The following is a 21690-nucleotide window of genomic DNA, read 5'->3' as shown; positions in this document are numbered from 1 at the left end:
GCCCGGCCCACCCGTCCGGCGCCTACCCCGGGTGCAGGTTCCCCCGGCATACGGGCCCCGGGGGCGCCGGTATGGTGCGCGTTTCGTTCGCCCAGGCCCCGCCGGGGCGAGCAAGGTCGCCCCGCGGGGGCAATGAAGCTGCAAGGAGTGAGAGACATGCCAGGCTTTTTCGAGCTGAAGAAATACGGCAGTGGCGAATACCGTTTTCGCCTGAAGACACGGGAGGCCCAGGTGATGGTGGAGAGCGGGCGCTACCCCTGCCGGGACAGCGCCGAGAAAGCCATCGCGCTGTTCCGCACCCATTGCGTCAACAGTGATCGCTTCGAGCGTCGCATGTCTTCGGGCGGCAAGAACTACTTCCGCCTCAAGGCCGCCGGCGAGGTGATCCTCGAGAGCCACCTGTACGACTCCGAGCCGACCCGCGAAGAAGCCATCGAGGCCATCATGCGCGTGGGCGTCACCCCGCACCTCGAAGAAGCCTGACGCGCCGGGTGAAATGAAGAAGCCCGCGCATCCGTGAGGATGCGCGGGCTTTTTCATGCCCGGCGTTTGCCGGGGATCAGGCGTTGCGGGCGAGGAGGGCGCGGGCAACCCGCGAGCCGTTGTCCTTGCCCAGCACGGCGCAGATGCGTTGCCCGGCAGCGGCTAGCCGGTCGAGGTCGATGCCGGTCTCGATGCCCAGGCCGTTCATCAGGTAGAGCACATCCTCGGTGGCGACGTTGCCGGTGGCGCCCTTGGCGTAGGGGCAACCGCCGAGCCCGGCGACCGAGCTGTCGAACACGCAGATGCCTTCCAGCAGGCTGGCGTAGATGTTCGCCACGGCCTGGCCGTAGGTGTCGTGGAAGTGGCCGGCCAGTTGCTCCCGGGGGATGCGCGCCCCGACCACCTCGAACATCCGGCGGGTGCTGCCGGCGTTGCCGGTGCCGATGGTGTCGCCCAGGGAGACCTCGTAGCAGCCCATGGCATGCAGCTCGGCGGCCACCGCTGCCACCTGCTCGGGGGCCACTTCACCCTCGTAGGGGCAGCCCAGCACACAGGACACATAGCCACGCACGCTGACGCCCTGGGCGCGGGCGGCTTCCACCACCGGCACGAAGCGCGCCAGGCTCTCGGCGATGGAGCAGTTGATGTTCTTCTGCGAGAAGGCCTCGGACGCGGCAGCGAACACCGCCACCTCCTTTACCCCGGCCTCCAGGGCGGCTTCGAAGCCCTTCATGTTCGGTGCCAGGGCGGCGTAGGTGACGCCCGGCTTGCGCTGGATCTGCGCGAACACCTCGGCGGAGCCGGCCATCTGCGGCACCCACTTGGGCGATACGAAGCTGCCCACCTCCACATAGGCGAGGCCGGCGGCGGTGAGATCGTCCACCAGGCGCACCTTGTCGGCGACGCTGATGGGCTGCTTCTCGTTCTGCAGGCCGTCACGGGGGCCGACTTCGACCAGGCGGACCTTCTTGGGGATCGTCATTGCGTCATCTCTCTCATTCATCGGCGTTCGGTGCCCGATGGGTTTCGCTTCGCTCGCGGAACGCCGTCCGACCCATCCTGCGGGTTGTTTCTGCGCAGGGTGGACATCGCTTTTCATGTCCACCGGCGGTGCTGGGCCGGGCCAGGTTGGTGGATGTAAGGAGCGGCATCCACCCTACGGGCAGCGCCCTCTCAGGCCTCTTCCAGCTCCACCAGCGCGGTGCCTTCGGCGACCAGTTCGCCTTCGCTGCAGTACAGCGCCTTGACGGTGCCGGCGTGGGGCGCGCGGATGCTGTGCTCCATCTTCATCGCCTCCAGCACCACCAGGGCGGTGCCGGCTTCCACGGTCTGGCCGGCTTCCACCAGCACGCGCACGATACTGCCGTTCATTGGCGCCGTCAGCCCGCCCTGGTGGGTGTGGCTGGCCTCGGCCTCGGCGATGGGGTCGACGCGGGTAATGGTGTGCAGCGTGCCGTCCCACTCCAGGTAGAGGGTTTCGCCCCGGCGGATGGCCAGCAGCGTGCGGCGCACGCCGTCCAGCTCCAGGGCCAGCCGCTCGCCTTCCAGGCGGACCGGGCTGTCGACCCGGCCTCGCAGGCGCACCACCTGGCGTTCCTCGCCACAGGCCAGGTGCAGGTCGGTTTCGCTGGGCAGGCCGGCACGCCAGCCGCTGTTGCCGCTCCAGGGCGAATACGGGTCGTCCTGGCGTATCCGCGCGGCATCACCCTGGCGGAAGGCTTCGGCAGCCAGCTGCCAGACCTGCTCGGGCAGGGCGGCAGGGGCGGGAAGCAGCTGTGCCTGGTGGCGCTCGATGAAGCCGGTGTCCAGTTCGGCCGCGGCGAAGGCGGGGTGGCCGAGCACGCGACGGAGGAAGGTCAGGTTGGTGCGGAAACCGCCCACGGCGGTGTCTTCCAGCATGGCCAGCAGGCGTTGGCGCGCCTCCTCGCGGTTCTCGCCCCAGGCGATCAGCTTGGCCAGCATGGGGTCGTAGAAGGGCGATACGTCGTCACCCTCGGCCACGCCACTGTCCACCCGGCGGCCCTCGCCGGGCGCGGGCTCGCGGTACAGGTCCAGGTGGCCGCTGGCGGGCAGGAAGCCGCCTTCCGGGTCTTCGGCGTACAGGCGCACTTCGATGGCATGGCCCATCAGCGGCACCTGCGCCTGGGTGATGGGCAGGGCTTCGCCACGGGCGACGCGGATCTGCCAGGCCACCAGGTCGAGGCCGGTGATGGCCTCGGTGACCGGGTGCTCCACCTGCAGGCGGGTGTTCATCTCCATGAAGAAGAAGTCACCCCGCGCATCCAGCAGGAACTCCACGGTGCCGGCACCGACGTAGCCGATGGCCTGGGCCGCGCGCACGGCGGCCTCGCCCATGGCGCGACGCTGCTCGGCCGAGAGGCCGGGGGCGGGGGCTTCCTCCACCACCTTCTGGTGGCGGCGCTGGATGGAGCAGTCGCGTTCGTTGAGGTACAGGCAGTTGCCGTGGCGGTCGGCGAAGACCTGGATCTCCACATGGCGCGGCTTGAGCACGTACTTCTCCACCAGCATGCGGGCATCGCCGAAGGCGGCCTGGGCCTCGCGCTGGGCGGAGGAGAGCGCCTCGGCCAGGTCGGCCTCGCGCTCCACCACCTTCATACCCTTGCCGCCACCACCGGCGGCGGCCTTCAGCAGTACCGGGTAGCCGATGCGCTCGGCGGCGGCGCGGAAGGTCTCCAGGGCCTGGTCCTCGCCGTGGTAGCCGGGCACCAGTGGCACGCCGGCTTCTTCCATCAGCGCCTTGGCGGCGGACTTGCTGCCCATGGCGTCGATGGCGCTGGCCGGCGGGCCGAGGAACACCAGCCCGGCGGCCTCGATGGCACGGGCGAAGCCGGCGTTCTCCGAGAGGAAGCCGTAGCCGGGGTGGATGGCCTGGGCGCCGCTGGCCTGGGCGGCGGCGATCAGCGCGTCCACCCGCAGGTAGCTCTCCGCCGGCTTGGCGCCGCCGAGGTTGATGGCCATGTCCGCCTCGCGCACGTGGCGGGCATTGCGGTCGATCTCGCTGTGGACGGCTACGGTGCGAATGCCCAGCGCCTTGGCGGTGCGCATCACCCGGCAGGCGATCTCGCCACGGTTGGCGATCAGCAAGGTGGTGATCATGGTCATTGCTCCTGCCAGGAGGGTTTGCGTTTCTCCAGGAAGGCATTGAGCCCTTCCTGGCCTTCGGCGCTCACGCGGATGCGGGCGATGGCGTTCTCGGTGTAGCGGCGCAGGTTGGGGCTGAGCACCCCGCTGCCCACTTCCCGCAGCAGGTCCTTGCTGGCGCGCATGGCCTGGGGGCTGTTGAGCAGCAGGTTGGCGGTCCAGTTCTCCACTGCCTGGTCCAGTTCATCGGCCGGGTAGCACTCGGCCAGCAGGCCCAGCTCACGGGCCCGCTCGCCGTTGAAACGCTCGGCGGTGAGGGCGTAGCGGCGCGCGGCGCGCTCGCCGATGGCCTGGACCACGAAGGGGCTGATCACCGCCGGCGCCAGGCCGATGCGCACCTCCGAGAGGGAGAACTGCGCGTCGATGGCGCCGATGGCCATGTCGCAGCAGCTGATCAGGCCCAGGGCACCGCCGAAGGCCGCGCCCTGGACCACCGCCAGGGTCGGCACCTTGAGCTGGTAGAGGGCGTACATCAGTTCGGCCAGCTCGCGGGCGTCGTCCAGGTTGGCGTTGTAGTCCAGGCGGGCGGACTCCTGCATCCAGGCCAGGTCCGCCCCGGCGGAGAAGTGCCGGCCCCGGCCGCGGAGGATGAGGAAGCGCACCTGGCCGTGCTCCTTGACGGCATCCAGGGCGAGGATCAGCTCGCGGATCATCCCGGCGTTGAAGGCATTGTTCTTGTCCGGACGGTTCAGCCATAGGGTGGCGACGCCGTTGGCGGCGATGTCCAGTTGCAGCGTATTGAAGTCGGTCATATGGGCTCCGGGAGAGGGCTACATGCGGAACACGCCGAAGCGGGTCGCTTCGATCGGCGCGTTGAGGCTGGCCGAGAGCGCAAGGCCAAGCACCTCGCGGGTCTGTGCCGGGTCGATGACGCCGTCGTCCCAGAGCCGCGCGCTGGAGTAATAGGCGTGGGCCTGGCGCTCGTACTGTTCGAGGATGGGCTGCTTGATGCGCGCCTCTTCCTCGGCGCTCAGGCTGTGGCCGACGCGTTCGCTCTGCTCGCGCTTGACCTGGGTGAGCACGCCAGCGGCCTGCTCGGCGCCCATCACGCCGATCCGCGCGTTGGGCCACATCCACAGGAAGCGCGGGTCGTAGGCCCGGCCGCACATGCCGTAGTTACCGGCGCCGAAGCTGCCGCCGATGATCACGGTGAACTTCGGCACCCGCGCGCAGGCCACGGCGGTGACCAGCTTGGCGCCGTGCTTGGCGATGCCGCCTTCCTCGTACTTCTTGCCCACCATGAAGCCGGTGATGTTCTGCAGGAACAGCAGCGGGATGCCGCGCTGGCAGGCCAGCTCGATGAAGTGCGCGCCTTTCTGCGCAGCCTCGGCGAAGAGGATGCCGTTGTTGGCGAGGATGGCGATGGGGTAGCCGTGCAGGTGGGCGAAGCCACACACCAGGGTGGTCCCGAACAGGGCCTTGAACTCGTCGAAGGCGGAGTCGTCCACCAGGCGTGCGATCACTTCGCGCACGTCGAAGGGTTGCTTGGCGTCCGCCGGAATCACCCCGTACAGCTCCTCGCTGGCGTAGCGCGGGGCGATGGGGGTGCGCAGGTTCAGCTCGCCGGCCTTGCGCCAGTTGAGGTTGGCGACACTGCGGCGGGCCAGGGCCAGGGCGTGCTCGTCGTTCTCGGCGTAGTGGTCGGCCACGCCGGAGGTCTTGCAGTGCACGTCGGCGCCGCCCAGTTCCTCGGCGGTCACCACCTCGCCGGTGGCGGCCTTCACCAGCGGCGGACCGGCGAGGAAGATGGTGGCCTGGTTGCGCACCATGATGGTCTCGTCGCTCATGGCCGGCACGTAGGCGCCGCCGGCGGTGCAGGAGCCCATCACCACGGCGATCTGCGGGATGCCCTGGGCGCTCATGTTGGCCTGGTTGAAGAAGATGCGGCCGAAGTGCTCGCGGTCCGGGAAGACCTCTTCCTGGCGCGGCAGGTTGGCGCCGCCGGAGTCCACCAGGTAGATGCAGGGCAGGCGGTTCTCCTGGGCGATGGCCTGGGCCCGCAGGTGCTTCTTCACCGTCAGCGGGTAGTAGGAGCCGCCCTTCACCGTGGCGTCGTTGGCCACGATCATGCATTCCACGCCTTCGACGCGGCCGATGCCGGCCACCACGCCGGCGGCGGGGACCTCTTCGCCGTAGACCTCATGGGCCGCCAGCTGGCCGATCTCGAGGAAGGGCGAGCCCGGGTCCAGCAGGCGATTGATGCGTTCGCGCGGCAGCAGCTTGCCCCGCGAGGTGTGGCGTTCCTGGGCCTTGGCGCCGCCGCCTTCGTGGATGCGGCCGAGCAGGCGGTGCAGGTCGTCCACCTGGGCCTGCATGGCCTCGCGGTTGCGGGCGAATTCCGGGGTGCGGGTGTTGATCTGGGTATGCAGGATGGCCATCTGGGGCGCTCCGAGTCGTGCGTTTCGCGCCCCTCCCTGAGGGGAGGGGCGTCGGTCGAGGATCAGCGGGTTTCGTTGAACAGCTCGCGGCCGATCAGCATGCGGCGGATCTCGCTGGTGCCGGCGCCGATCTCGTAGAGCTTGGCGTCGCGCAGCAGGCGCCCGGTGGGGAACTCGTTGATGTAACCGTTGCCGCCGAGGATCTGGATCGCCTCCAGGGCCATCTGGGTGGCGCGTTCGGCGGTGTAGAGGATCACCCCGGCAGCGTCCTTGCGGGTGGTCTCGCCACGGTCGCAGGCCTGGGCCACGGCGTACAGGTAGGCGCGGCTGGCGGCCAGCTGGGTGTACATGTCGGCCACCTTGCCCTGGATGAACTGGAACTCGCCGATGCTTTGGCCGAACTGCTTGCGGTCGTGGATGTAGGGCACCACCACGTCCAGGCAGGCCTGCATGATGCCCACCGGGCCGCCGGCCAGCACCACGCGCTCGTAGTCCAGGCCGCTCATCAGCACCTTGACGCCGCCGTTGACCGCGCCGAGGACGTTCTCCTCCGGCACTTCCACGTCGTCGAAGAACAGCTCGCAGGTGTTGGAGCCGCGCATGCCGAGCTTGTCGAACTTGCTGCCACGGGAGAAACCCTTCCAGTCGCGCTCGACGATGAAGGCGGTGATGCCGTGGGGGCCCTTGTCCAGGTCGGTCTTGGCGTAGATCACGTAGGTGTTGGCGTCGGGGCCGTTGGTGATCCAGGTCTTGCTGCCATTGAGGACGAAGCGGTCGCCCTTGCGGTCGGCGCGCAGCTTCATGGAAACCACGTCGGAGCCGGCGTTGGGCTCGCTCATGGCCAGGGCGCCGACGTGCTCGCCGCTGATCAGCCTGGGCAGGTACTTCTGCTTCTGCTCGTGGGTGCCGTTGCGCTTGATCTGGTTGACGCACAGGTTGGAGTGGGCGCCGTAGGAGAGGGCCACCGAGGCCGAGCCGCGGCTGATCTCCTCCATGGCGATGACGTGGGCCATGTAGCCCAGGCCAGCGCCGCCGTATTCCTCGCCGACGGTCACGCCCAGCAGGCCCATGTCGCCGAACTTCTTCCACAGGTCCATGGGGAAGGCGTTGTCGCGGTCGATCTCGGCGGCGCGGGGTGCCAGTTCGGCTGCGACGAAGGCTTGCACCTGTTCGCGCAGCATGTCGAGGGTGTCGCCGAGGGCGAAGTTCAGGCTCGAGTAGGTCATGGTTCCACCTGTGCTTGTGATTGTCGGTGAGTCGTGTAGGGGATCAGGCCTTGGCGGCCTGCTTGCGTTCGGTCTCGGCCAGGGCCGCCAGGCAGCGTTCCTCGGCCGTATCCAGTTCCAGCTGCATCTGCTGGATGTCCAGCAACTGCTGTTCGAGTTGTGCGCGGCGGGCGGCGATCTTCTCCATGAAGGTTTCCAGCTGCTTGCGGTTGCCGCTGCTGGGGTCGTAGAGGTCGATCAGCTCCTTGCACTCGGCCAGGGAAAAGCCGATGCGCTTGCCACGCAGGATGAGCTTGAGGGCCACCAGGTCCTTGGGGCTGTAGATGCGCTCCTGGCCCCGGCGCTCGGGGAAGAGCATCTCCTGCTCCTCGTAGAAGCGGATGGCGCGGGTGGTCACATCCAGTTCGCGGGCCAGGTCGGAAATGCTGTAGGTCTTGGACATGGGGGAGGGGGCTCGGCTTGTTTACCTTTACGTTAACGTAAACCTGGGTAAACTCGCTGTCAACTCGGCGCCAGGCAGCGGGAATTCGCCCCTGTGGCCCGATACTTGCTGGCTTCCAGCCTGCGGAACCGGCGCTCTTTACGGCATCGGCCGGGGGGTGTAGACAGTCAGGGCGTGCAGTCCGCCACGGCCAGACCGGGCGGTTGCTGGAGCGAGAGATGGCGCAGGACATTCGAATAAAAATGGCGACCGATCCACTTCACCAGTCGTACCAGGCACGGCTGAAGCTGCTCAACGAAGGCGAACTGCCCCGTGGCGTGCTCCGCGAGGAGATCGATGCCTCATGGCGGCGCAGCCTTGGTCACGGGCTCAACTGCCTCGAAGGCGAGCAGCCCGAACTCCGTCATCACGACCTCGGCCTGTTGCTGGAAGGCAACCGCCTGCTGATCGATGCCGCCACCCCCGAGCTGGAGTACCTGGTCAGCCAGCAGGGCAAGGGCGGGTTGATCATCCTCGGCGACGCCCAGGCCAACCTGCTGGCCATCGAAGGCCAGACCGAATTCCTCAAGGGCTCCGGCCTGCGTGACCTGCGCCCCGGCAGCTGCTGGAGCGAATCGAGCCGGGGCACCAATGCCATCGGCACGGCGGTGGTGGAAGGCCGGCCGACCCTGATCAACTGCGGCGAGCATTATCTCGACCGACTCAGCCCGTTCTCCTGCACCTCGGTGCCGCTGCGCGATCCCCAGGGGCAGGTGGTGGGCGTGCTGGACCTGACCCGGCAAGGCGTCATGGCCCAGCCCGAGGACAACCTCGCCACCCTGATGCTGGCCGCCGGCAACATCGAGAGCCGCCTGTTCGCCCTGACCTACGGCGATCACCTGGTGGTGGCCTTCCACAACCGTCCGCAGTACCTGGGCAGCGCCTGGCACGGGCTGCTGGCCCTGAGCCTGGAGGGCGAGGTGGTCGCCGCCAACGAGCGGGCCTGCGAACTGCTGCGGGTCGGGCGGGATGCCCTGGTGGGCCGCCGTGGCAGTGACCTCATCGGCGAGCGCGCCGCTCCATTCATTGCCCGCATGCTCAAGGGCGGCGTCAGCAGCGTGCAGACCGCCCAGGGCGAGTTCTTCTTCCGCGCGCTCCAGGTGCCCCGCCACAGCCCCCTCGGCCACACCGCCCCGGCGGCGGCCAAGGTGCCCAGCCATGCAACATCCCAGGCCCTGGATGCCCTGGCCGGCCACGATGGCCGCTTCGCCCGCGCCTTGCGCATGGCCCGCCAGGCCCTGGCCAGCGACCTGCCCGTGCTGCTGCTGGGGGAAACCGGCACCGGCAAGGAGGTGGTTGCCCGCGCCCTGCACCAGGCCAGCCCGCGTGCCGAGAAGCCCTTCGTGGCGGTGAACTGCGCGGCTATTCCCGAGGGGCTGATCGAGTCCGAGCTGTTCGGTTATCGCGAAGGCGCCTTCACCGGCTCCCGCCGTGGCGGCATGGTCGGTCGGTTGATGCAGGCCCACGGCGGCACCCTGTTCCTCGACGAGATCGGCGACATGCCCCTCGCGCTCCAGGCCCGCCTGCTGCGGGTGCTGCAGGAGCGCCGGGTGGCCCCCCTCGGCGCCGCCGAGGAGCAGGCCATCGACGTGGCGGTGATCTGCGCCACCCACCGCGACCTGCGCCGGCTGGTGCAGGACCAGCATTTCCGCGAAGACCTCTACTACCGCATCAACGGCGTCAGCCTGCGCCTGCCGGCCCTGCGTGAGCGGGACGACCTGGCCGGGATGATCGCCAGCGTGCTGGCCCGCTTCGGTGCCTGCGACGTCAGCCTGGACAAGGACCTCGCCGAGCTGTTCAGCGGCTACGACTGGCCGGGCAACATCCGCCAGCTGGAAATGGTCCTGCGCGCGGCCCTGGCCATGCGCGAACCGGGGGAGACCGTGCTGGGGCTGGACCACCTCACCGACAGCCTGCTGGACGACCTCACCGCCACCACCCGCCAGCCCGGCAGCATCCGCGAGAACGAACTGGAGCTGATCCGCGCCGCCCTGGAGCGGCACCAGGGCAATGTCTCCGCTGCCGCCGATGCCCTGGGCATCAGCCGCGCCACCCTGTACCGCAAGCTCAAGCAGCTCAGGGGATGACGCCCTTGAAGGCGCTGTGGGAGCGAATTCATTCGCGATGCCGTGTGCCTGGGCAGACCCGGGCTGAAGCCCGGGCTACGGCTGCACCTACAACGTTCCGGTATGCCCGGGTGACGGCATGATCCGCCTCCTGCTCAAGCTCGTCGACGCCCACGACCCCGAGCTGCTGCGCCGCGCCCTGGCCTGGCTCTACGGCTTCGTGCGCCCGCAGCTGCGCGCCATCGCCGTGTTGCTGGGGTTGTCCCTCGGGGCATCGCTGCTGGTGCTGGCCCAGCCCTGGCTGACCAAGACGCTGATCGACGAGGGCCTGCTGGCCAAGGACTTCGGCCTGCTGGTGCAGGTGGCGGTGGCGATGATCGCCGTCGGCCTGATCGGCACCGCGCTGTCGGGCATCAACCGCTACCTGCACACCCGGCTTTCCGGGCGCATCCTCTTCGCCCTGCGCGACGACCTCTACCGCCACCTGCAGCAGCTCTCGCCGGCCTTCTACGGGCGCAAGCGCATCGGCGACATCCTGTCGCGCCTGGATGGCGACGTGGCGGAAATCCAGCGTTTCGCCGTGGATTCGCTGTTTTCCGCCGTCTCCAGTCTCATCGGGCTGATCGGCGCGGTGAGCCTGATGCTGCTGCTGTCCTGGCAGCTGTCCCTGCTGCTGGCGCTGCTGATCCCCGTGGAAGTGCTCTGGCTGCGCTGGATGCGCCGCAAGGTCGAGCGCGAGGTGCGCAGCCTGCGGGAACGTTCGGCGGATGTGTCGTCCTTCCTGGTGGAAACCCTGCCGGCGATGAAGTTCATCCAGGCTGCTGGCCAGCAGGCCCGCGAAGCCCGCCGCCTGGAGGGCCTGGGGCAGGGCTACATGCGCCAGCTGCTGCGGGTGCAGGTCACCGAGTTCTTCACCCACGCGGTGCCGGGCACGCTCACCTCGTTGTCCCGCGCCTGCGCCTTTCTCATCGGCGGCTACTGGGTCATCCAGGGCACCTGGCAACTGGGCGCGCTGATCGCCTTCTCCACCTACCTCGGTATGGCCGTAGGGCCGGTGCAGAGCCTGCTAGGCCTCTACGTCGCACTGCAGCGCATGACGGTCAGCCTCGGGCGGGTCATGGAGCTGCAGCAGGAGCCGGTGCCGGTGCGCCCGCCCGTCACGCCCGTGCCCCTGCCGGACGGTCCCGGCACCCTGCGCCTGGAGGGCGTGCACTTCGCCCACGAACAGCGTGCCGGCGCCGTGCTGGAAGGCGTGGACGCGGAGATTCCCGCCGGGCTCAAGGTGGCCATCAGCGGCGCCTCGGGCGTCGGCAAGTCCACCCTGATCGACCTGCTGCAGCGCTTCTACGACCCCGACCAGGGGCGCATCCTGCTGGACGGTGTCGACCTGCGTGAGCTGGACTTGCTGGCCCTGCGCCGGCGCATTGCCGTGGTCAGCCAGGACATCGTCCTGTTCCGCGGCACCCTGGCGGAGAACCTCGCCTACAGCGCCCCCGACGCCAGCCGCGAGGCCCTGGAACGGGGGGTGCGCCTGGCCCGGCTGGACGGCCTGGTGGCCTCCCTGCCGCTGGGGTTGGACAACCCCCTGGGCGAGCGGGGGCAGCAGCTCTCCGGCGGGCAGAAACAGCGCATCGCCATCGCCCGCGCGCTGCTGCAGGCCCCGCTGATCCTGGTGTTGGACGAAGCTACCTCGGCAGTGGACGAAGCCACCGAGCGCGAGGTGATCGCCGCCATCGACCAGTTGTTCGCCGGGCGCACGCGCATCCTCATCAGCCACCGACCGTCCACCCTCGCCGAGGCGGACCTGCACCTGCGCCTGGAGCAGGGGCGCCTGCGTCCGCTGGCAGCCGAGGTCGCCCTCGATGGCCGCTGACGTGCGCATCGGCCTGATCGACAGCGGCTTCGCTCCGGCGCAGGCCGACGGTGTCAAAGTGTCCCGGCGCTTCTGGCTGGAGGACGGCGAACTGCGCGAAGGCGACGTCCAGCCCGACAGCCTCGGCCACGGCCAGGTGGTGCTCGACACCTTCCGCCGCCAGGCCGGCCCGGTGGGCGTCTGCATGGCCCAGGTATTTGGCGAGCGGGGACAGACCAGCCCGCTGCAGATTGCCGCCGCCCTCTGCTGGCTGCTGGAGCAGGAGGTGAGCCTGGTGAGCATGAGCCTGGGCCTGCGCACGGACCGGCCGGTATTGCGTGACGCCTGCGCCCGGCTCCAGGCCGCTGGCGTGCTGCTCTGTGCCTCCAGTCCGGCCCAGGGCGAGCCGGTGTACCCGGCCAGCTACCCGGGCGTCATCCGCATCACCGGCGATGCCCGTTGCGCGCCGGGGCAGTGGTCCTGGCTCGGCACCCGCCAGGCCGACTTCGGTGCCCATGTGGCAGCCCACAACGGCGTCGCCGGTGCCAGCGTCGCCTGCGCGGCCCTGGCCGGCACCCTGGCTGCGCACCTGGCGCGCCAGCCGGGCATCAGCCGGGACGCACTGCTGCAGGCGCTGCGCCAGGGCGCCGCCTACCACGGGCCGGAGCGGCGCGGCCATGACTGAAATCCTCATCCTCGGCGCCGGCCCGGCCGGTGCCGCCGTCGCCCTGGGCCTCACGCGCCTGGGTTACCCGGTGCGGGTGGTCAGCGAGTGGCGTCGTTTCGCGGCGGTTGAAGGCGTCTCCCAGCGGGTGCTGGAGGGGCTGCGCCAGGCCGGGTTGCACCGGGCGCTGGCCACTGCAGCGGCACCCTCGCCGCGTCGGGTGCAGTGGAACGGCGAGGGGCAATCCATCAACCAGGAATGCCTGCTGGATCGCCCGGTCTTCGACGCCGCCCTGCGTGACGACCTGCAGGCTGCCGGTATCGAGGTGCTGGAAGCGCGGGTGCTCAAGGTGGCGCACGGCCCCGACGGCCACGCCGTGCACCTGGAAGGCGGCGAGGTGCTGCGGGCTGGCTTCCTGGTGGAAGCACGCGGACGCTCTGCCCCCCTGGCCGGCGGACGGCTGCGCGGGCCGGAGACCCTCAGCCTGCTCAACCAGTGGCACGACGCCCCCGGCCTGGCCGGCTCGGCGGTTGAAAGCCTGGCCGACGGCTGGGCCTGGATGGCGCGGCTGGCCGACGGCCGCTGCTATTGGCAGATCACCCTCGACGCCACCGCCAGCGACCTGCCGCCCCGGGACCGGCTGCCGACCTGGTGCGCCGAACGTCGTCGGCAGTCCGCTCGGGTGCGCGAGCTGTTTGGCGAGGCTGCACTGCAACCCGCCAGCCTGCATGCCCGCAGCAGCACCGCGATCCTCTTCCACGAGGCCAGCGGCCCCGACTGGCTGCGGGTCGGGGATGCGGCGATGGCGGTGGACCCGCTGTCCGGCAACGGCATCTTCCAGTCCCTGTCCTCCGCGCTGCAGGCCCCGGCGGTGATCAACACCCTGTTGCGTCACCCGGAGCGCGCCGCCCTGGCCCGAACCTTCCACCAGCGCCGGGTCGAGCACCTGTTCCAGCGTTTCGCCCGTACCGGCCGTGACTTCTATGCCCTGGAGCAGCGCTGGCCGGAGCAGCCGTTCTGGCATGATCGCCGCACCTGGCCCGATGCCGCGCCGCTGCATGCCGAGGCGGACATCCACCAGGTGCGGGTGGAGTCGGCACCGGTGATCCAGGGCGAGCTGATCGAGGCCCGGGAGGTGGTCATCACCGCCGACCAGCCCCTGGGTGTCTGGCACCTGGACGGCACCGAGCTGGCGCCCATCGTTCGCGCCCTGCAGGCCGGTCGGCTGGACGCGGCCCTGGCCGCGCTGGCGCCCGAACCACGGCGCAAGGTGCAGGGGTGGCTGCTGGCGCAGGGCTACCGGCCCTGAGTTTGCTGACCGCTGGTTGAGAGTGTTTCTTCAACTGCGGGTGCGAATGAAGTGCTGCTCAATGACGGAAGTGCCCCATTGACTTCCCTCCTGCGCTTGCCTCAACACAAACCCCTGCTTTTCGTAGAGGTGGCGGGCGGCGTCCAGTCCGCTGAATGTCCATAGATGGACCGCGTCAAAGCCATTCGTATCGCAGAATTCCAATGCGGTCTCCAACAGGCGCCGTCCCAGGCCATGTCCGTGATACGCCTCCTCAAGCATGAACCAGCGCAGATGGGCTTCGTTATCGCCCATGGACTGGCCGTCGATGGCGATCGAGCCCACGATGTGCTCCCCGGCGACGGCGGTCCAGAGTTGATTGCTGGGGTGCACCAGTCGTTCGCAGAAGTCGGCGAGGCCGCTGGCAACCTGGCTTTCGAAGAACTGCCCGAAGCCTGAGTTACGGGCGTAGAAGTCTGCATGCATCTGGGTGATTCGGCCGATCACCCCCGGTCTGTAGCCTGGGTAGAGCTGCGGCGAGGGAAGGGTTGCACCTGCGTGCTCATCCCGCATTGAACCGAGGGCCCGTGCATACAGGGCGAGCCCTGCGGCCACGGTGCCTCGGTCATGGCTGGGAAGGCGCTCCAATGCTGATCCGACCTGTGCCTCGGCATGGCGGTTGATGGCCTCAAGGGTGTGGCGTCCCTTGGCTGTCAATGACAGTAATTTGATTCGGGCATCCCGCTGACAATCTGCTTCCTGTAGCTCTCCTGCCGCTATCAGCTTCTTCAGCAGCCGGCTGACGCTGGATTTGTCCAGGTTCAATCTTTGGGCGATCTGTGCGGCTGTGCTTTGGCCTTGCACTCCGACTTCCAGCAGGGCATGCACGGACAAAGCCGGGTAGCGCGTTTGAGCCAGCGTCGAGTCCATGAAGCCAAGCTCACGGACAATCGCCCGCGAGGCGTGGCGAACCCTTTCTACCAATGCGGACTGGTGCTCCATGTTTGTACTCCCTAGCCAAATGGTTGTTTGATGCAACCATTTGCCGGGGTAAAAGTGCCAGGGAAGCAGGGAGGAGTTTGTTGAAGGCCTTTTCCGGTGCTGACGGGATCGCTCTGTTGGCCAAGAACACTCACGGCGGGCAGGTGCTGTATTTGCTCGGACGCAGGGATAAGCATTTCTGATTCAGGATTCACTGCCCGGACTAGAATGGGCGCCGCCCGTACTACGCACACGAAGGAACCGCCATGCACCTCGACCTGATCCAGACACTCAGCCTCGCCGGCAAGGCCGCCGTTCCCAACGATGACCGCGTCGGCTGCGCCGGGCGGCATGCCTGGGTCATCGACGGTGCCACCGACCTGGGTGAGCCGGGCCTGATGGGGCAGCGGGGTGGCGCGGCCTGGCTGGCCGATGCGGCCCATCGCGGCTTCATGGCCGCCTCGGGCCCCCTGGCCTCGCTGTGCGAGCAGGTGTTCCAGGCCGTTGCTGCCGACTACCGGCGTGATCGCCAGCGCGAGCCCGTCGCGGCCTGGGAATTGCCCCGTGCCTCCCTCGCCGCCATCGCCCTGGAAGGCGACCGGCTGGCCTGCGGCTTTCTCGGTGACTGCACCGTGATCCACCGCGGCGCCCAGGGCGTGGCCTTCCTCACGCCGCAGCCGGATCGCCGGCAGGAGCAGGCCGAAGCCGAGGCCCTGGGCCCCGGCATTGGCGCCGACAACGTCCGCAGCGCCCATGTCCTGGCCGACCGCCGTGCCGCCCGCGAGCGGCCCAAGGCGGTGCTGAGCGTCGACGCCGAGCAGGCGAGGGCCGCCCTGCAATACGCCCAGGCGCCCCTGGCCGCCGGCGACGACCTGCTGCTGATGAGCGACGGCTTCGCCGCATTGATCGACACCTACCACCACTACGATGCCGCGACCCTGATGGCCCAGGTACTGGAAAGCGGCCTGCTGCCGCTGGCGGAGGAGCTGCGCCGCATCGAGCGCGAGGACGCGGCCTGCCTGCGCTACCCGCGCTTCAAGGCCAGCGACGATGCCTCGGTGATCTGGTTGCGGGTGGCTGAGTAGGCTGGACGGTTGCTCAGCGGCGGTAATAGAACGCCTGGCTGAAACCGAACACCAGCCCTTGCGCCTCGCACCACTCCGGGAAGGACGCTGCCGCGTCGGCTGAGCGGTAGCGGTTCCAGGCGTCCAGCAGGGCGCGGCAGTGGCGTTGCTCCTCTTCCAGCCATTTCGGCGTCTGCTCGGGGGCGAGCCGGGCGATCAGCTCGCCGGCCTGGGCGAGGGCGGTTTCGGCATGGGCCTCGTCACCGATGAAGAACGATTCGCCGAGGTGGTGGGTCTGGTAGTCCACCTGGCCCAGGTAGGCGACCGCCAGCCGGTAGAGGGCGATGGCGTCGTTGGGGTCCTGTGCCAGCGCCTGGTGGAAGTAGGCGGTGTCTTCCTTGATCACCGCGGCCCAGCGATAGGGCACGGGTGAGGGCGGCGCTTCCTGGCACCAGGCTTCCAGTATCTGACCGAGGTACACCCGCAGCGGCTGCGCCAGGAGCTGGTGGGCGGCAGGCGTGTGGTAGTGCAGCGCCGCCAGCTCGCAGGCACGCTCGCGCTGCACGTCCAGGGGCGCGTGGCGGCAGGCGGCAATGAAGCTGGCCAGGGCCTGCAGGGCTGGCTTCTTCAAGCCGCGCTCGCGCAATTGGCAGTACGCGGCGAAGCCTTCGTAGCCGGGCTTGTCGGCGTAGGCTTCGGCGATGGCCGTGAGGCTCTGGAAGTTGTCCTGGTTCCAGTAGTGCATGGGCTGTTTGTACTGGGTTTGTCTCGACGTACCGGGGAACGGCCCCGGCGTCAGCGATTGCCTCCGGACATGAGTGCCGAGCGTACCGGTAGGGCCGAGTGTTCAGGATGCTCTTTGAGGAAGCTGCGTAGAGCCGATTCCTGACGGTTCACGATGCAGATGCGCGCTGAGGCGTAAGTGACTTTGCAAGTGCCCAAGGCAAAGAGGCCGCACTGCATGACGCCGTAACGTGCTGCCGATTCGATGGGCTCCGGGCAGTTGTAGAGCAGCTCTCCCAGGTAGTTGATTTCACCCTGCTTCACGGTGAAACGCAGGGGCGCGCCAAACGGGCCCATCGTGCCTCGGCGAGAGCCCATTTCCTGCACTTCGTAGTCGCCAGCCGGCAGCCAGGCTGAATAGAGATCCTTGGCTCCCCACCCCATGACCTGGCCTGTCTGCAGGTGACGGAAGCCGATCCAGGTGCCGTAGGGGCCGCCGTCGACCAGGGAGCCGACAATCAGGCCCGCGTACCGGGCGGAGCGAGGGCTGCTGTCCAGGGACATCTCTGCTGGCATGGGGGCGCAACCGACCAGCAGGGCGAGAAGCCCTCCAATGGTGAGCGAGCGGAAAACGAACATTGAGAGCCTCAGGTGATCAATAGGTGAAGTGATTGGCAGTCGAGTGGCTGGACGCTGGGAGGGGGCTTCATTAGGATCGCCGCCTTTGCGCTTGCCTCAAGGATGAACCGTGATTTCGCCAGATTTTCCCTCATTTCGTTCATTGATGGCGCTGACTTCGTTCGCGCTTCTGCTCACGGGCTGCAGCATCAACGGTACTTACCCTGACGCCACGCAGCCCGATGCAGCCAAGCTGCGCTTCGTCAGCGGCATGGAGAACGCGACCCTGGGCGTCTTCGATGAGGCTCATTGCGACGGGCTGACGACGGGAATCCTCAATAATCTGCTCACGGGTAACACCCATCGTCGGGCAGGCATGGCCATCGCTCCTGCGAAGGAATCGGATGCATACCTGGAAATACGCTTGAAACCCGGCAAGGAAGTTTTCCTATGGAACAGCTCCACCGGCAGTTCCTACGCGTGCTCCACCGGCTTCAACTTCACGCCTGAGGCGGGTGCCGAATACGAACTGACCTTTTCTTCCAACGGGCGGCAGTGCATCTCGTCGATGGCCCGCCTCAGTCAGGACGGTGGGCGAGTCATGCGTCATCCGCTGGTGCTGCTGAGAAAGGGGCTTCCCGGTTGCACTGGAAGCAACGCGATTTTCCCCGAGGCGCCGGCCGCCCTACCGGCCACACTTGAACGAACGGTGATGATCGACCAGATCATCGCCGACAGCCTCACGCCTGAAATGCAGCGAAGCGTCCAACCCCTATCAAAGGCCGATCAGCTCAAAGTGACCGAAGGAATGGTGGCGGAGCGCAAGACGTTGATGGGGCTGACGTTGCCTGACGAGTATTGGGTGCAGTACCAGGCCGCCTTGATGAGCTTCCTGCAGGACACCTTGGCGATGGGCGAAACCGTATTGAAGAAGTACAAGGACGACTACAGTGCCCGCTTGAGCTCGTTGGAAACCGACGAGTTGCGCACCTATGTCCCGGACGGTCCGGAGCTGGACCGTTCCAAGGCGGCTGCTTTGAACGCCTTGATGCTCAAGCGCTACTACAACTGGCGCACGGTCGCTCGCAAGGAAGGGCTGGCCGCGCATTTGAGCCGAATGGCTGAACTGGATCGCCGCTTTGGCGTATGCGAACGCTACGCCGGCTGCTGGCGGAATTGAGCGTCATGGGTGATCCCCTGCCCGTTGCAGCATTCAACTGACAGGGGATTTTCTCGACGTATCCTGCGCTGCTCTTGGGTGGTTCGTGGCTGCGCTGTGCTATCCGGCGACCGTATTCCGGCCCGCCATCCTGCTTCCCCAGCACTGACCTCCCACCGCATTCAACCGCCGCGACTTGCTTCTCAGGCGCGGCGGCAGCTTTGCCTTAGGATGCCGGGCTTTGGGCCGTGTCGATCCCGGCCCCCATCCCAGGACCGCCAGAGGCCGCCATGAACCCCTTGAGTGCAATCGATTACGCCCGTATCCAGGCGCTGCTGGAGACCGACTACGTGCAGGAGCACTACCTGCGCTACGAGGCCGGTGGCGACAGCTATGACTGGCTGGAGCTGGAGGACGGGGAGGGCGACAGTGTCGAGCTGTACGTCGAATTCCTCCCGGACCGATTCCGCATCGCGGTGGCCAACGAGTCGGGCCCCGGGCCGGACAACGGCTTCGATGACCACCGGCATTTCATCTTCAAACTGGCGGATGCCGAGGCGCAGCGCCACGAGCTGCTCTTCCAGCCCATGGAGGTGGATGGCGAGGGGGCGGACTGCCTGGATACCTTCCCGCTCGCGGAACAGGCGCCGGCCGTCCAGGCCAGCGCGGTGCGTTACCTGGGGATGCTGGAGGCCTACATCCGTGCGGCGGACCAGCGCCTGGCCGAGCTGAAGGCCGACCTGCCGCCGGACATCATTCTCAATGTGCTGGGCACCTTCGAACGCTTCGACGCGCTGCGCGAGACCTTCGAGTCGATGACGGCCTCCATGGGGCTGGAGACCTTCCGCCTGGACGAGGCCTTCAGCGAGCTGGAGCACGACGACCGCATGCCGCGCTCCTACCGCATCTGTGCCGACCGCACGGAGCCCTCCATGACCGAGGAGGACGAGGCGGCCATCGAGGCGCATACCGCCACCGCCTATTTCGTGATGCCGCGCATTCACCACGAGCGCACCCGCATCGTTGCGGCGATGGCGGCGGCGCGGGCCCTGGGGCGCCTGATCGAGCAGGGGCTGGTCACGGCCGCCAAGGTCGAGACGGCGGGCCTGGCCCATGGCCTGGCGCGCTGGAAGGAGCTGATCGACGCGCTGGAGGCGTCGGTGGAGACCCGTGACCAGCGGCGCATGCTGCTGACGCTGTACCGCCTGTTCGTGCGCAAGCCCATCGGCCACGAGAACCTGCTCTACACCTGTGGCATGCAGCACCTGGGCCTGCCGGACTTCGTGATCCGCTTCGCCGAGGACGAAGCCGTCGACCTGGAGGCCCAGGAGGCGGCGGTGGCGCGCTTCGAGCAGGCCTTCCTGGCCGCGTTCGGGGTCGAGCCCGCCGCCGAGCCGTCGAGCCCGTACCTGGCGCGGCCGGACTTCGGCTACGAACTGGGCGATATCCGCCACAACCCCTTCGGCTACACCTGCATCGGCCAGCCCGCCCAGGGCTGAGGCGGGCAGGGCGGTGGTCAGCTGAACGCCGGCTGACACCGCCCCTGATGGATGTTCCGACGCGGCCGGTGCTGTTTATACTGCGCGCCGACACAGCGCCACCGCCTCGCTTCGGTGGCCTGGGGTGGGCTCCGGCCCGACCGCGTCGTTCCCTTCCCCCGAAGCACGGATACCCAGCATGGAAATGGATTGGAGCAAGGCCCTGCAGGAGAGCCTGAGCTGGCTCGCTGTCGCGTCCCTGGTCACCATCGTTGCGTTCTCCGCCGCCGCTGCGCTGGCGGTTCGATTCACCCGTTGGGGCAGTCAGTTCTGGCAGGTCGCCGGCCCCTACCTCAGCCCCAAGCGCAGCTGGAAGCCACTGCTGGTCTTCACCCTGCTGCTGGTGATGGCGCTGTTCTCGGTGCGCATGAACGTGCTGTTCTCGTTCTGGTACAACGGCTTCTACAGCGCGTTGCAGGGCCTGGACCAGACGGCGTTCTGGTACTTCCTCGGCATTTTCGCGGTGCTGGCGGCCATCCACGTGCTGCGGGCGCTGTTCAATTACTACCTCACCCAGGCCTTCAACATCCGCTGGCGGGTCTGGCTCACCGAGCGCCTGACCGGCGACTGGATGAACGGCGATGCCTACTACCGCGGGCAGTTCCTCGACGAGCCGGTGGACAACCCCGACCAGCGCATCGAGCTGGACGTCAACGCCTTCGTTACCGGCTCGGTATCCCTGGCCCTGGGGGCGGTGAGTGCCCTGGTGTCGCTGGTGGCCTTCACCGGCATCCTCTGGGGCCTGTCGGCACCGCTGACGGTGGGCGGGGTGGAGATCCCCCGGGCGATGGTCTTCGCGGTGTACATCTACGTGATCATCGCCACCTGGATCGCCTTCCGCCTCGGCCGGCCGCTGATCCGGCTGAACTTCCTCAACGAAAAGCTCACGGCGAACTTCCGTTATGCGCTGATGCGCCTGCGCGAGTACGCCGAGAACGTGGCCTTCTACCAGGGCACCGCCATCGAGCGCGGCACATTGCTGGGGCGCTTCAGTGCGCTGATCGGCAACGTCTGGGCCATGGTCTACCGGAGCCTGAAGTTCGACGGCTTCAACCTGGTGGTGAGCCAGGTGGCGGTGGTCTTCCCGTTCATTCTCCAGGCGCCGCGCTTCTTCAGCGGGGCGATCAAGCTGGGTGACGTGATGCAGACCTCCCAGGCCTTCGGCCAGGTGCAGGATTCGTTGTCGTTCTTCCGCACCTCCTACGACACCTTCGCCCAGTACCGCGCGACCCTGGACCGTCTCACCGGCTTCCTCGACGCCAACCAGCAGGCCCGCGAGCTGCCCAAGGTGGACACCCACGAGGCCGCCGATGGCCTGCGCATCGAGAGTCTCGACGTGCTGCGCCCCGACGGGCACCGCCTGCTGGCCGACCTGGCGTTGGAGCTGGTGCCGGGCCAGGCGCTGCTGATCAAGGGGCCCTCGGGCAGCGGCAAGACCACCCTGCTGCGGGCGCTGGCGGGGCTCTGGCCCTATGCCGAAGGCACCGTGTACCGCCCCGGCGGGCACCAGGCGCTGTTCCTCTCCCAGCGCCCGTACCTGCCCCTGGGCGACCTGCGCACCGCCATCGCCTACCCCAACACTGCCGTGGCCGAGGATGACGAACGCCTGAAGCAGGCGCTGCGCCAGGTCAACCTCGCGCACCTGGCCGAGCGGCTGGAGCTGAGCCAGGACTGGACGCGCATCCTCTCCATCGGTGAGCAGCAGCGCCTGGCCTTCGCCCGGGTGCTGTTCAACCGGCCCCGTGTGGTGTTCCTCGACGAGTCCACCTCGGCCATGGACGAAGGCCTGGAGCACGCCCTCTACTCGCTGCTGCGCGAGCACCTGGACGAGACGCTGCTGGTCAGCGTCGGCCACCGCGCCACCCTGGCGCAGTTCCATACCCACCGCCTGGACGTGGACGGGCAGGGCGGTTGGGCCCTGCGCGAGCAGGCCGGCGACCTCGCCTGACCCCTCGCGCCCCGGGAGCCAGGCGGCTTCCGGGGCGTCCTAAGGCCGCCGCGCAGCGG

At 68.1% G+C, this 21690-nt stretch carries 18 protein-coding genes; 9 read left to right on the top strand and 9 right to left on the bottom strand.

Features of this window, described 5'->3' with window-relative positions; genetic code table 11:
* The first annotated feature begins 156 nt into the window (after positions 1–156).
* Positions 157–483 (top strand): YegP family protein, encoded by a 327-nt coding sequence (locus tag SZ55_RS00615; protein ID WP_044399664.1) that lies wholly within the window; start codon positions 157–159, stop codon positions 481–483.
* A gap of 76 nt (positions 484–559) precedes the next feature.
* On the opposite strand, the gene SZ55_RS00610 is transcribed toward SZ55_RS00615, so the two are convergent.
* From SZ55_RS00610 to SZ55_RS00585, 6 genes are all read right to left on the bottom strand, one after another.
* On the bottom strand, positions 560–1465 hold the full coding sequence (locus SZ55_RS00610; protein ID WP_044399663.1) for a hydroxymethylglutaryl-CoA lyase: 906 nt from the start codon (positions 1463–1465) through the stop codon (positions 560–562).
* Positions 1466–1656: 191 nt separating this feature from the next.
* Entirely contained in the window at positions 1657–3606 is a 1950-nt protein-coding gene (locus SZ55_RS00605; RefSeq protein WP_152644408.1) for an acetyl/propionyl/methylcrotonyl-CoA carboxylase subunit alpha, read from the bottom strand.
* Positions 3603–4397 carry a gamma-carboxygeranoyl-CoA hydratase gene (locus tag SZ55_RS00600; RefSeq protein ID WP_044399661.1) on the bottom strand — a complete coding sequence of 265 codons (795 nt, stop codon included), beginning with the start codon at positions 4395–4397 and terminating at the stop codon, positions 3603–3605. Before SZ55_RS00600 ends, SZ55_RS00605 begins: the two co-directional genes overlap by 4 nt.
* Before the next feature lie 18 nt (positions 4398–4415).
* Positions 4416–6023: a carboxyl transferase domain-containing protein gene (locus tag SZ55_RS00595; RefSeq protein WP_044399659.1), complete on the bottom strand. Its 1608-nt coding sequence runs from the start codon at positions 6021–6023 to the stop codon at positions 4416–4418.
* Between the two features lie 62 nt (positions 6024–6085).
* Positions 6086–7249, bottom strand: a complete 1164-nt coding sequence (locus SZ55_RS00590) for an isovaleryl-CoA dehydrogenase (protein ID WP_044399656.1) — start codon at positions 7247–7249, stop codon at positions 6086–6088.
* A 43-nt stretch (positions 7250–7292) separates the two neighbouring features.
* Positions 7293–7691, bottom strand: a complete 399-nt coding sequence (locus SZ55_RS00585; RefSeq protein ID WP_044399652.1) for a MerR family transcriptional regulator — start codon at positions 7689–7691, stop codon at positions 7293–7295.
* A gap of 218 nt (positions 7692–7909) precedes the next feature.
* Between SZ55_RS00585 and SZ55_RS00580 the strand changes: the two genes are divergently transcribed.
* The 4 genes from SZ55_RS00580 to qhpG all read left to right on the top strand — a co-directional run bounded on the left by SZ55_RS00580 (position 7910) and on the right by qhpG (position 13621).
* Positions 7910–9817 carry a sigma-54-dependent Fis family transcriptional regulator gene (locus SZ55_RS00580; protein ID WP_044399650.1) on the top strand — a complete coding sequence of 636 codons (1908 nt, stop codon included), beginning with the start codon at positions 7910–7912 and terminating at the stop codon, positions 9815–9817.
* A 118-nt stretch (positions 9818–9935) separates the two neighbouring features.
* A complete protein-coding gene (locus SZ55_RS00575; protein WP_044399649.1) occupies positions 9936–11669 on the top strand; it encodes an ABC transporter ATP-binding protein in 1734 nt (577 codons plus the stop codon).
* Positions 11659–12333 carry a subtilisin-like serine protease QhpE gene (gene qhpE, locus SZ55_RS00570; RefSeq protein ID WP_044399647.1) on the top strand — a complete coding sequence of 225 codons (675 nt, stop codon included), beginning with the start codon at positions 11659–11661 and terminating at the stop codon, positions 12331–12333. The genes SZ55_RS00575 and qhpE overlap by 11 nt, the downstream gene beginning before the upstream one ends.
* Positions 12326–13621: a flavin-dependent monooxygenase QhpG gene (qhpG, locus tag SZ55_RS00565; protein ID WP_044399645.1), complete on the top strand. Its 1296-nt coding sequence runs from the start codon at positions 12326–12328 to the stop codon at positions 13619–13621. The genes qhpE and qhpG overlap by 8 nt, the downstream gene beginning before the upstream one ends.
* Before the next feature lie 30 nt (positions 13622–13651).
* Here qhpG and SZ55_RS00560 read toward each other — a convergent pair whose 3' ends face one another.
* Positions 13652–14602: a bifunctional helix-turn-helix transcriptional regulator/GNAT family N-acetyltransferase gene (locus SZ55_RS00560; protein ID WP_044399643.1), complete on the bottom strand. Its 951-nt coding sequence runs from the start codon at positions 14600–14602 to the stop codon at positions 13652–13654.
* A gap of 245 nt (positions 14603–14847) precedes the next feature.
* Between SZ55_RS00560 and SZ55_RS00555 the strand changes: the two genes are divergently transcribed.
* Positions 14848–15666, top strand: coding sequence for a protein phosphatase 2C domain-containing protein (locus tag SZ55_RS00555; RefSeq protein ID WP_044399642.1), 819 nt, complete (start codon positions 14848–14850; stop codon positions 15664–15666).
* A gap of 13 nt (positions 15667–15679) precedes the next feature.
* Here SZ55_RS00555 and SZ55_RS27035 read toward each other — a convergent pair whose 3' ends face one another.
* Complete coding sequence (locus SZ55_RS27035) at positions 15680–16390, bottom strand: hypothetical protein (RefSeq protein ID WP_052807497.1); 711 nt, start codon at positions 16388–16390, stop codon at positions 15680–15682.
* A 50-nt stretch (positions 16391–16440) separates the two neighbouring features.
* Positions 16441–17007 carry a hypothetical protein gene (locus SZ55_RS00545; RefSeq protein ID WP_044399640.1) on the bottom strand — a complete coding sequence of 189 codons (567 nt, stop codon included), beginning with the start codon at positions 17005–17007 and terminating at the stop codon, positions 16441–16443.
* Positions 17008–17116: 109 nt separating this feature from the next.
* On the opposite strand from SZ55_RS00545, the gene SZ55_RS27030 reads away from it, so the two are divergent.
* The 3 genes from SZ55_RS27030 to SZ55_RS00530 all read left to right on the top strand — a co-directional run bounded on the left by SZ55_RS27030 (position 17117) and on the right by SZ55_RS00530 (position 21631).
* Positions 17117–18166: a hypothetical protein gene (locus SZ55_RS27030; protein WP_152644407.1), complete on the top strand. Its 1050-nt coding sequence runs from the start codon at positions 17117–17119 to the stop codon at positions 18164–18166.
* Positions 18167–18435: 269 nt separating this feature from the next.
* Positions 18436–19644, top strand: coding sequence for a hypothetical protein (locus SZ55_RS27025; RefSeq protein WP_052807495.1), 1209 nt, complete (start codon positions 18436–18438; stop codon positions 19642–19644).
* A 178-nt stretch (positions 19645–19822) separates the two neighbouring features.
* Positions 19823–21631, top strand: a complete 1809-nt coding sequence (locus SZ55_RS00530; protein WP_044399638.1) for an ABC transporter ATP-binding protein/permease — start codon at positions 19823–19825, stop codon at positions 21629–21631.
* The last annotated feature ends 59 nt before the right edge of the window (positions 21632–21690 follow it).

The sequence above is a fragment of the Pseudomonas sp. FeS53a genome (genome assembly GCF_000931385.1).
Taxonomy (GTDB): Bacteria; Pseudomonadota; Gammaproteobacteria; order Pseudomonadales; family Pseudomonadaceae; genus Metapseudomonas; species Metapseudomonas otitidis.
Note: the sequence above shows the minus strand (reverse complement) of the source record. Positions and strands in the feature narration are given on the sequence as shown.